General features: G+C 60.5%; 11 protein-coding genes. 5 read left to right on the forward strand and 6 right to left on the reverse strand.

All coding sequences use genetic code 11. The features are described 5' to 3' along the window. The first annotated feature begins 2 nt into the window (after positions 1-2). The 3 genes from ACE04F_RS05380 to ACE04F_RS05390 all read left to right on the forward strand — a co-directional run bounded on the left by ACE04F_RS05380 (position 3) and on the right by ACE04F_RS05390 (position 3404). Complete coding sequence (locus ACE04F_RS05380) at positions 3-1610, forward strand: bifunctional 3-(3-hydroxy-phenyl)propionate/3-hydroxycinnamic acid hydroxylase (RefSeq protein WP_486105326.1); 1608 nt, start codon at positions 3-5, stop codon at positions 1608-1610. Beyond that, positions 1607-2386: a 2-keto-4-pentenoate hydratase gene (locus ACE04F_RS05385; protein WP_486105327.1), complete on the forward strand. Its 780-nt coding sequence runs from the start codon at positions 1607-1609 to the stop codon at positions 2384-2386. Before ACE04F_RS05380 ends, ACE04F_RS05385 begins: the two co-directional genes overlap by 4 nt. A gap of 76 nt (positions 2387-2462) precedes the next feature. Then, positions 2463-3404, forward strand: a complete 942-nt coding sequence (locus ACE04F_RS05390; protein WP_486105328.1) for a helix-turn-helix domain-containing protein — start codon at positions 2463-2465, stop codon at positions 3402-3404. Here ACE04F_RS05390 and ACE04F_RS05395 read toward each other — a convergent pair. The 6 genes from ACE04F_RS05395 to ACE04F_RS05420 form a co-directional block, all read right to left on the reverse strand. Beyond that, positions 3393-4313, reverse strand: a complete 921-nt coding sequence (locus ACE04F_RS05395) for an ABC transporter six-transmembrane domain-containing protein (protein ID WP_434694875.1) — start codon at positions 4311-4313, stop codon at positions 3393-3395. The genes ACE04F_RS05390 and ACE04F_RS05395 overlap by 12 nt on opposite strands. Further along, entirely contained in the window at positions 4301-4663 is a 363-nt protein-coding gene (locus tag ACE04F_RS05400; protein ID WP_434694874.1) for a hypothetical protein, read from the reverse strand. Before ACE04F_RS05400 ends, ACE04F_RS05395 begins: the two co-directional genes overlap by 13 nt. 42 nt (positions 4664-4705) lie before the next feature. Then, complete coding sequence (locus ACE04F_RS05405) at positions 4706-4828, reverse strand: hypothetical protein (RefSeq protein WP_434694873.1); 123 nt, start codon at positions 4826-4828, stop codon at positions 4706-4708. 147 nt (positions 4829-4975) lie between these two features. Next, a complete protein-coding gene (locus tag ACE04F_RS05410; protein ID WP_486105329.1) occupies positions 4976-6052 on the reverse strand; it encodes an ATP-binding protein in 1077 nt (358 codons plus the stop codon). Then, positions 6049-6777: a response regulator gene (locus ACE04F_RS05415; RefSeq protein WP_486105330.1), complete on the reverse strand. Its 729-nt coding sequence runs from the start codon at positions 6775-6777 to the stop codon at positions 6049-6051. The genes ACE04F_RS05410 and ACE04F_RS05415 overlap by 4 nt, the downstream gene beginning before the upstream one ends. Before the next feature lie 169 nt (positions 6778-6946). After that, positions 6947-7774: an AraC family transcriptional regulator gene (locus ACE04F_RS05420; RefSeq protein ID WP_434694869.1), complete on the reverse strand. Its 828-nt coding sequence runs from the start codon at positions 7772-7774 to the stop codon at positions 6947-6949. 184 nt (positions 7775-7958) lie between these two features. Between ACE04F_RS05420 and ACE04F_RS05425 the strand changes: the two genes are divergently transcribed. After that, entirely contained in the window at positions 7959-9098 is a 1140-nt protein-coding gene (locus ACE04F_RS05425; protein WP_486105331.1) for an ornithine cyclodeaminase family protein, read from the forward strand. Between the two features lie 33 nt (positions 9099-9131). Further along, positions 9132-9554, forward strand: coding sequence for a RidA family protein (locus tag ACE04F_RS05430; RefSeq protein ID WP_486105332.1), 423 nt, complete (start codon positions 9132-9134; stop codon positions 9552-9554). Positions 9555-9580 lie beyond the last annotated feature (26 nt).

Raw genomic sequence — 9580 nt, forward strand, 5'->3', positions numbered from 1 at the left:
CGATGAAGCAGGAGAAGACCCAGGTTGTCATCGTGGGCGGTGGCCCAAACGGCATTACGGCCGCGCACTATATGGGAATGTACGGTATCGACTGCATCGTCCTTGAACTGGCCGACGGCATCCTGCCTTATCCCCGTGCCGTGGGCATGGACGATGAGGCATTGCGGGTGTTGCAGGGCATCGGTATCGCCGAACGGGCGGTACGCGACATGATTTGCGATGTGCCGCTGCGCTACTACAACGCGCGCGGCGTGTGTTTCGCCGAGGTCAAGCCAAGTGCGGCGCACTACGGCTGGCCGATGCGCAATATTTTCATGCAGCAACTGCTCGAAGGCACCTTGCGCGAGCATCTCGGGCAGCACGCCAGCGTCGAGTTGCGCCAGGGCCACGAACTGCTCGAGCTTGCGCAGGACGATCAGGGCGTGACCCTGCAGGTGCGCGGTGCCGACGGCGAGGTCTACCAACTCCAGGCCGACTATGTGATCGGTGCCGACGGCGGTCGCTCCACGGTGCGTAAAAAACTCGGTATCGAACTGCTGGGACTGACCCATCCACGCAAATGGGTGGTGGTCGATACGGCCAACGACACGCTGGATGCACCCTATACCGCCTTGCATGCCGACCCGCAGCGGCCCTTCGTGTGCATATATTTGCCGTACCAGCAACGGCGCTGGGAATTCATGCTGATGGAGGGCGAGGACGAAGCGAAAATGTGCGAAGAGGCAACGATTCGCAAGCTGATCCACGGGCATATCGGCGACGCCGTCAACGACCTCAATGTCATTCGCATTCGTGCCTATACCCACCACTCGCGCGTCGCGGCGCGCTTTGTCGAAGGGCGCGTGGCGCTGGTAGGCGATGCGGCGCATATTTCTCCGCCCTGGGCCGGGCAAGGCCTTAATTCCGGCCTGCGCGATGTGGCCAACGTGGCCTGGAAGCTCGCGGCGATCATCCAGGGGCGTGCGGCGCCATCGATCCTGGCCAGTTATGACCAGGAACGCCGTGGCCACGCCACTGAACTGGTGGCCCTGGCCGACAATATGGGCGCCGTCCTTGGCTTGACCAACCCGCTGATGGCGGGCGTGCGCGACTGGCTGTTCCAGGCAGTCAACAGCGTCGACAACCTGCGTTCGCACTTGCTGGAGTTTAAGTTCAAACCCAAGGCGACCATCACCAAAGGGCTGGTCTATCACGAGCGGGCCGAATTGCGTGAGGATGATCTGGTCGGGCAACTGTTCATCCAGCCAAATATCGAAGACGCCCAGGGCCAGCGCCGGCGCCTGGACGAAGTCCTCGGTAATGGCTATGCCGTGCTGGGTTATCGCGTGAACCCGCGCGAACACCTCAGTGAACCGATGGCCGATTATTGGGCACGTTGGGGCACCTGTTTCATCCAGGTCAACCGGTCGCGCAGCGGCGTGGGGCGTAACCAACCGTTGACGGCCAGCGACGCCGTGAGTGTGGAGGACGTGGATAACCGCCTGGGCGAATGGTTCTCCAAGGTGCGTGACTGCATCGTGGTGGTGCGTCCGGACCGATTTGTCGCGGCGATTACCACTCCGGAGCGGCTTGATGGCGTACTGCGCAAGCTGGCGGAGCAACTTTCATGAGTGGCGCCAACGCACTGCTCGGCCAACTGTACGAGGCCTGGCGCACCGCCCAGCCCATTGCACCCTTGCCGCCCGAGGCGCTGGATCGGCTGGAAGGCTACGGTCTGCAGCTTCAGGGGCTGGCACGGCGCCGAGCCGGCGGCGAGCGGCTGAGCGGCTGGAAGGTCGCCTTTGCAGGCCGCGCGGCGCAAGCACGCTTTGGTCTCGATGAACCGGTGTATGGCGGCCTCACGGCGGTCATGGAGGTCGAGCCGGGCAGTACGGTGTCATTTGAGCGGTTGATTCAGCCCAAGCTTGAGGTCGAGCTGGCGTTCGTCTTCGGGCGCACGCTGGTACCGGGCGACTACGGGGATGAGGAGATTCTGGCGGCCATCGCCGAGGTGGCGCCAGCATTCGAAATCGCCGACTGCCGCTGGCAAGGCTGGCGTTTCGGGCTTGGCGCGTTCCTGGCCGATAACGCCGCCGCGGCACTGTACTGTGTAGGGTCGCCTGTGCCGTTCTATCCTGTACGGCATGCGTGCGTGGCGTATCACTTGGAGCATGAAGGTGTGTATCTGGGCAGCGGCGATACCCAGGACCGAGAAGACAGCCCCCTGTTCAACCTGTGCTGGCTGGTGCGGCGCTTGCTGGCCGATGGTCATCGCGTAGAGGCCGGGCAGGTGGTGCTCTCCGGTGCGCTACTGGCGCCGATGGATATTCAGCCCGGCACATACCATTTGCACATGCTTGGCACGGAACTGGCTTTGGTTTTCCAGGCGGGCGTTGCGCCTGTGTAAACGCCAACCAATGTCACGGATGACTGAGCCCCCTTCAGGCCAAAAGCAAAAACCCGGCCGCCGAGGAATGACGAATATGCTCGCTGAAGTCCGAACCTTCAATGACTCTCAACAGCACGCTGGCTCAATCCAGGGTTGGCAGCAGGTCTATGACCAGCTCGGTCGCGGCTGCCTGACCAGTGAGCTGCGGCAACTGACCGGTGATCGCTTCCAGATCTTCCAGGAGGTGCTGGACAAGCGGGTGGTGCAGCATGGCCGTTCGCCCCAGGGCCGCTTGTGCGCAGCCATGTCACTGGGCAACCCTCCGGTGGTCCAGGGGCAACGGGTAAGCGCTCAAAGCGTGGTGCTGCTGCGTGATGCCGAACAGTTCGTGCTGCATGCGCCGCAAGGCACGCATTTTTTTGCGTTCAATGTCGATGCCGTGCGTTTCGCCAAACTGGCGGCCTTCGAGTTATCCAATGATCAGCTCAAGCGTTTGACCAGCGTGCCCGCGCTTAACGTGGATGAAACGTCACTGCTGCGCATTCGTCAGCGCATTCACCTATTGTTTCGTCACTTTCTGGAACACGCGGACGCCATCAGCCCGGCGTCGGAAAAAATCTTGGAAGACGAGTTGCTCAGTGCATTTCTCGATCTGTTCACCCACGCTGGCGATGAAGTGCGTGGCCGGCGTGGCAATTTCGCGGTCAGCGCGTATCTGGTCAGGCGCAGCCAGGAATTGATCATTGCCAGTGGCGATACCCCGCTGAGCATCCTGGACCTTTGCGAGCAGTTGCGCGTCAGCCGCAGGACCCTGCAGAACAGTTTTCAGGCAGTGACCGGCATGCGGCCCGTAGAGTACTTGCGCAATTTGCGTCTCAACGCGGTCAGGCGACGCCTGATCGCAACCTGCCCGAGCAAGAAAAACGTCGGTGAAATCGCCGTGGCCATGGGCTTTTTTCACTTGAGCCATTTCGCCACGCATTACCGCGAGCTGTTCGGCGAATCGCCGTCGGAAACGCGCAGGTCACCGCGCTGAGTCCGCCAAGCCTGGGTCCACGCGCTTGCCGATATCCTTGAGCCGCGCCAGTTGGTCTATCATCGAAGGCGCTTCATCCAGGCAACTGACGAAGGTCCACAGGTAGGTCATCACCGCATAGATATGCCCGGCTTTCACCGCTGGCGCCAAGGCCAATTGCGTGATCGCGACCACGAACAGCAGCGCCGCCAGAATGCCAATGGACAGGAACGCCACTGCTTCACGGTCCGATAGCCAGATGCGTAGCCGCGACAGCACCTGATAGTGGCGGTGCAAGGTATGCGCCCCGACCGTTTCCACCAGACCGATTTCCTTTTCCAGCCGATTGTTCAGGCGCTCATGCAAGCGTTGGTTGCGCCTCGCGAAGCCCGGCATGAGCGTGATGCATAGCAGCAATGCCAGCAGACAGGCCAGGCCGACCCAGGGCTCGATCACCAACAGCATGCCCGCCGCCCCGACGATCGACACCAGCGCGGTGGCGATTGTCGGCACGTGCTTCTCAAAAAAATCGACGAAGTCGCGCGCCAGCACCACCCGCGCCGCCGCCTTGGAGGTGCTGTGGCGTTGCAGGCGCTGGTTGAGAATTACAGGCACCGCAAGGTCGGCGTAGATGCGCGTAAAGGTGCGCGTATCCAGCGCCCGCCGCGCCGCGCCAACCACCCAGAAGCCGAATACCACGGCGGCATACCACAGTGCACTGGCGGCATCGCCGCGGATGATCGAGTCCACGGCAAACCCGGCGAACAGCGGGTAGGCCAGCAGCAGCGCATTTTCCAGTGCGACCAACGATAAAGTGCCGAACAATTTACCGGGATAGGCCCTGGCGATGGCCTTGAGGGTCTGGCTGGCGGATTGCTGCCCCAGTTTTTTACTCTCTTCGAGCAGAATCGGCGGTGTCACGGACGCCATGGAGCACCTGTGTCGCACGTTGCGCGTTGATAAAAGTCGCGGGTGACGCCGAGCCGATGGCGCGCTTCGTCGGTCAGCAACAACAGATCGATCTGGACTTCTTCGATGATGATTTCCAGAGTGATCAAGATGCAAATGGCCGGCGCCGTCAGCAGCCAGTGATAATAGGATTGGGTTATCAGCGATGCACATACGCCCAACAGCCACAGGGCCAAGACACAAGAAGGTGCGTACTTCTGCAGGGGAATACAGAAGCGCTGCAACTTTTTGAGTTTGAACGTGTAGAGCGTCAGTGACGCTTCCAGTTGTTTAAGGGCGATAGGCGTCCGCGCTGAATGCAGTGTGGGCATAACAGTTATCCACGTTGGAACGTTAAACAAGGGTGCCAGGCATTACACGGTGTGGCTGATCGCTGCCCGGCGTTCAAGGCCTGGCAACAGTTGATTGAGCCAGGCGAGATTCACTGCTTCGACTTCCACCCATTCACCTCTGCTGGGGATTTCTTCGCAACTCATGAAAGCGATACAACGTCCTTGTAGGTCCAGTAAGGCAAAGTGGCGATATTTAATTGCTCTCTTGAATAAGGAGATAGAGGCGCATGCCATCACCTTGGTGGGTGTTAATAAAGCAAACCTCGCTTCAGGGTGGTCAGGGTTCGATATTCAAAAGGTCGCCGTTGGCCAAATGAGTTCGAATAGGGTGCCGCCATTTTTCATTGTTCGACAGGCCACGGCGCCGCCATGGGCCAGCGCGATCGAACGCACCACAGCAAGGCCCAGGCCACTGCCGCCCTGGGCGCGGGAACGCGAGCTGTCGCCCCGCTGAAACGCATCGAAGATAAGGGTGGCGAACGGCTCGTCGACACCTGGGCCCTCATCCGCGACCCTCAGGAAGTTGCCGCGCTCGTCACTGCCGAGTTGAACGCTGACGTTGCCCGGCGTGGCATGTCTGCGAATGTTGTCCAGCAGTGCCAGCAAGGCCTGGCGGATGCGGGCGGGGTCGCAGTGCACGGGTCCCTTGCGCAGGTCCAGCTGCAGGACGAAACCGGCGCTGTTCAGGCTGGACTCGAACAACCGCGCTTCGGCCTCCAGCGCGTCGGCCAGCTCGACATGCTTGATGTCCAGCTTCAGGTAGCCGTTGTCCCCCATGCCCACCACGCGCAGATCTTCGACCATGCGCGTCAGCCCTTCGACCTGGCTGAGCAGGCTATAGAACTGCGAAGTATCCGGCTTGAATACACCCTCGGCCAGGCCTTGCAGACGGCCGCGCAGGATGGTCAGCGGGGTGCGCAGTTCATGAGCAATCGCGGCGTTCCAGAAGGCTTGTTCTTCGGCCATACGTTTCAATCGGTTCGCCATGCTATTGAAGTCATTCACCAGCCGAGCAGCTTCGCCCGGAGAAACGTCTGGCGCCACTGCACGTGCATCCAGGTCGCCCTCGGCCAGGCTGCGCAGGCTGGCCGCCACTGAGTTCAGCGGCATGAGAATGCGCCGAGACAATTTAACGGCCATCGCCACGCCGACGCCCAGGCTGACGCAGGTGATCAAGCTCATCCAGGCCCATTCCACGCCGCTGGGCAGCCATTCATCCGCCTCCAGCTCCAGCTGCGTCGGTGGCGACAGGGTCCAAAGCAATGCATAGAACACATAGGTGCCGACGACCGCGAGTGCGATTACGCACAGCACCACCGCGGTCATCGACAAGATGATCTGACGGCTCATGCTGTTCCTGACGTTCATGCCTGGCTCCCGAACCGGTAGCCGACCCCACGGATGCTGGCCGGCACGCCGCGCAGGCCGAGGTCTTCGATCTTGCGGCGCAATTTGCTAATATGGCTGTCGACCGTACGCTCCAGGCTGTCGCTCTCAGGTGAGCAGAGCACCAGCAGTTCGGCGCGGCTGAACACTCGACGCGGCGACTTTGCCAACTGCGCGAGCAACCTGAATTCGGTCACCGTCAGCTGCAACGGCTGGTTTCGCGTGCCGATGCGCACGCTCACCTCATGGTTGTCGATGTCGATCTCGAATGGGTCGACGCGTAGCACACTGTGGCCGCCGCCATCTCCCTGATCGGCGCATCGGCGCAGTACTGCCTGGACCCTGGCGATGACCTCCGCCGGGTTGAAGGGTTTGACGATGTAGTCATCGGCGCCTATGCGCAGCCCCATGAGCTTGTCCATGTCCTGGTCCTGGGCCGTCAGCATGATCACCGGCGTGTTGCCGCGATGACGAACTTCCGCCAGCACCATCCAGCCGTCGAGCTTGGGCATCAGCACATCGAGCAGCACCAGATCGGGCTTGAGCGCCTGATGCAGCTCAAGCGCGCGTCGCCCGTCCTGCGCATGCACGATTTTAAAGCCGGCGCGCTTGAGATAGGCCGCGAGGATATCGGCAATCTCCGGCTCGTCTTCGGCGATCAGGATCAGCGCCTGTTTGGCGCTCGATGCAACGGATGATTCAGTCATGGTCTGCTCGGTCGATGTGCTATGCCGTGGCTCAATGCTGCAACGGTGCGCAGTTTTTCAGCAACGGATTGGATGATGCCTCGCCAGCATGCACGTTCAGCGTAGGGTTTATGGAGAAATGATGGAGGCCGAAAATTAATTTTCCCGGCGAGGGCAGGGCGGGCGGTGTTCAGGCGAAGCTGATGCGCTCGTTATAGGCGTTTCGCAGCATTGTGCGTTGGTATTCGCAGGGCGTTGTACTGACCAGTTTCTTGAAGTCGCGCAGGAAGTGCGACTGATCGGAAAAGCCCAGGTCCAGGGCGAGTTCCGAAAACGATACATCGTGCTGGGTATTCAGGGTTTCCAGCGCCGCCTGGCAGCGGATGATCCGGCAGAAGGTCTTGGGCGACAGGCCAGTGTCCTGGCTGAACTGGCGATGAATGCTACGGCTGGTGTAGCCACTGAGGTGTTCAAGCTGTTGGATGCGCAGGTCGCCGCGGTGGGCGAGCGCCTGTTGAATGACCATGGCCGTCAGCTTTGAGGTCCTGCCCATCAAGCGCGGGATCAGGTAGTCGTTGAACAGCTTCATTTGCTCCTGCAACTGCGGGGCCTGGACGATGCTCTCGAAAATGCGCTGGGCAAATGCAGACACCTCCAGCAGGTCCCATTCCTGTTCGGTCAGGTCCTCGGCCATGACGTTGATGAAACCTGGAATCACTCCCGGCGAAAAGCGCACGCCGAAGTAATGATGACCCTGCAGCAACTGGACCCGCTGCGCCTCCAACGGCGTGCCACAAATCCTCACGCTGGGGCGCGTGGCATCACAGTCGAACACGATGTCCACACAGCCATCCGGGACCGCCAGCAGGTCGGCCGAGTCGGCGACATCGAACGCATAGAAATGCGAAATCGCCGGGTGATCGGAAGGCACTACCGAATACCGCGATGAGTTGAGCACGAACCAGGGTTGTTCGTACGCGGTGTGGTGCCGCAGCGTCGGCGCAGACAAGTTGATCATGACCGGACCTTCAAGCGGAAACATGCGGGAATATTACGCACTTATCGCGCCAATACCTGCGCGCGGAATAGACGTTGATGTCCGAAATTTACAATACCGTCCAAATTCGTCCGCTGATACTCAAGGTCGATAGCGTGGGAGCAGCGCCTACCGAAGCGATATCACCTTCAGCCCGAGAACAATTATGTCCATTACTACAAAAATAGACTTCATCTACCTGTCCGAGCAGGACATGATCCGCGCTGGCGTGACCGACATGCTCGCCTGTGTGAACACCATGGAAGAGATGTTCGGCCTGCTGTACAGCGGCGACTACCGCATGGCCGGGCCGAACAATGATTCCCATGGCGCCATGGTGATATTCCCGAAAGACTCACCGTTCCCGAACATGCCCAAGCCCACCGCTGACCGGCGCATGATGGCGATGCCGGCCTACCTGGGCGGCAGCTTTTGCACCGCGGGCGTCAAATGGTACGGCTCCAATATCGCCAACCGCGACAAAGGCCTGCCCCGCTCGATTTTGATGTTCACCCTCAACGACCCCGATACCGGCGCGCCGTTGGCGCATATGTCCGCCAACCTGCTGTCGGCCTATCGCACCGGCGCAATCCCCGGCGTGGGCGCGCGCCACCTGGCCCGCAAGGACTCGAAAGTGGTCGGCCTGCTCGGACCGGGTGTGATGGGCAAGACCACGCTCGCCGCCTTCATCGCTGTTTGCCCGCAAATAGATACGTTGAAGATCAAGGGCCGTGGCGAGAAAAGCCTGAATGATTTTATTGCCTGGGTGAAGGAAACCTACCCTCAGGTGACCACGATTAAAGTGGTCGATAGCCTCGAAGACGTGGTCCGTGATTCCGACCTTGTTACTTATTGTAGCTCCGGTAAGACGGGCGACCCCTCAATCTACCCAATCGTTAAACGCGAGTGGGTCAAACCGGGGGCGTTCATGGCAATGCCGGCGTCCTGCTCGCTGGATGAGGGGATGGAGCGCGCCGACGTGCGCAAGGTGCTGGATAACACCGGCCTCTACGAAGCCTGGTACGAAGAATTGCCCAAGCCTGCGCACCACTGCGTGCCGGTGATCGGCGTGCGTTTCATGGACATGATCGCCGAAGGCACGATGCAGCCCGAACAGCTTGAAGACATCGGCAAGATCATTGCCGGCGATGCCCCCGGGCGCAGGAACGATGAAGAAATCATCATCATGTCGGTCGGCGGCATGCCCGTGGAAGACGTGGCCTGGGGCACCGTGGTGTACCGCAATGCCATCGAAAGAGGCATCGGCGTGAAACTGAATCTGTGGGAAACCCCGGAGCTGCGCTGAGCCATTTCCTATACAACTGAAGAGACCTTCGACATGACAAAAATCATCAAGCTCAAGACCGGTTCCCCGTTTGAAGACCAGGCCAGCTATTCGCGCCTGGTGGTGGTGGACAACTGGATTTACGTGTCCAACACCGCCGGCCGCAATCCGCAAACCAAACTGATCCCGGAAGACATCCTCGAGCAGACGCACCAGGTTTTCGCCAACATCGAAACCGCGCTGGCCGCCGTCGATGCCAGCCTGGCCGATGTGGTGTGCTCGCGCGTGTTCATCCAAGACCCCAAGGACGTGCCGGCGGTGATGGCCTTGATCGGCGAGAAGTTTCGCGGCGTCGATCCGGCCAGCACCGTTACATGCCCGCCGCTGGGGTCGACGGTCTACAAGGTGGAACTGGAGGTGACGGCATATCGCAACGCCTCTAAAGCTCAGGTCGAAGTGATTCGCCTGGCGCAGTAATCCGTGATGCGGGCCGGGCATTCGCA

The organism is Pseudomonas sp. AGC41 (assembly GCF_057334555.1).

Coding starts and splice junctions, on each gene's coding strand:
- ACE04F_RS05425 (WP_486105331.1), top strand. CDS start 7,959: ATGTCCATTACTACAAAAATAGACTTCATCTACCTGTCCGAGCAGGAC.
- ACE04F_RS05385 (WP_486105327.1), top strand. CDS start 1,607: ATGAGTGGCGCCAACGCACTGCTCGGCCAACTGTACGAGGCCTGGCGC.
- ACE04F_RS05420 (WP_434694869.1), bottom strand. CDS start 7,774: ATGATCAACTTGTCTGCGCCGACGCTGCGGCACCACACCGCGTACGAA.
- ACE04F_RS05430 (WP_486105332.1), top strand. CDS start 9,132: ATGACAAAAATCATCAAGCTCAAGACCGGTTCCCCGTTTGAAGACCAG.
- ACE04F_RS05405 (WP_434694873.1), bottom strand. CDS start 4,828: ATGAGTTGCGAAGAAATCCCCAGCAGAGGTGAATGGGTGGAAGTCGAA.
- ACE04F_RS05400 (WP_434694874.1), bottom strand. CDS start 4,663: ATGCCCACACTGCATTCAGCGCGGACGCCTATCGCCCTTAAACAACTG.
- ACE04F_RS05380 (WP_486105326.1), top strand. CDS start 3: ATGAAGCAGGAGAAGACCCAGGTTGTCATCGTGGGCGGTGGCCCAAAC.
- ACE04F_RS05410 (WP_486105329.1), bottom strand. CDS start 6,052: ATGAACGTCAGGAACAGCATGAGCCGTCAGATCATCTTGTCGATGACC.
- ACE04F_RS05390 (WP_486105328.1), top strand. CDS start 2,463: ATGCTCGCTGAAGTCCGAACCTTCAATGACTCTCAACAGCACGCTGGC.
- ACE04F_RS05395 (WP_434694875.1), bottom strand. CDS start 4,313: ATGGCGTCCGTGACACCGCCGATTCTGCTCGAAGAGAGTAAAAAACTG.
- ACE04F_RS05415 (WP_486105330.1), bottom strand. CDS start 6,777: ATGACTGAATCATCCGTTGCATCGAGCGCCAAACAGGCGCTGATCCTG.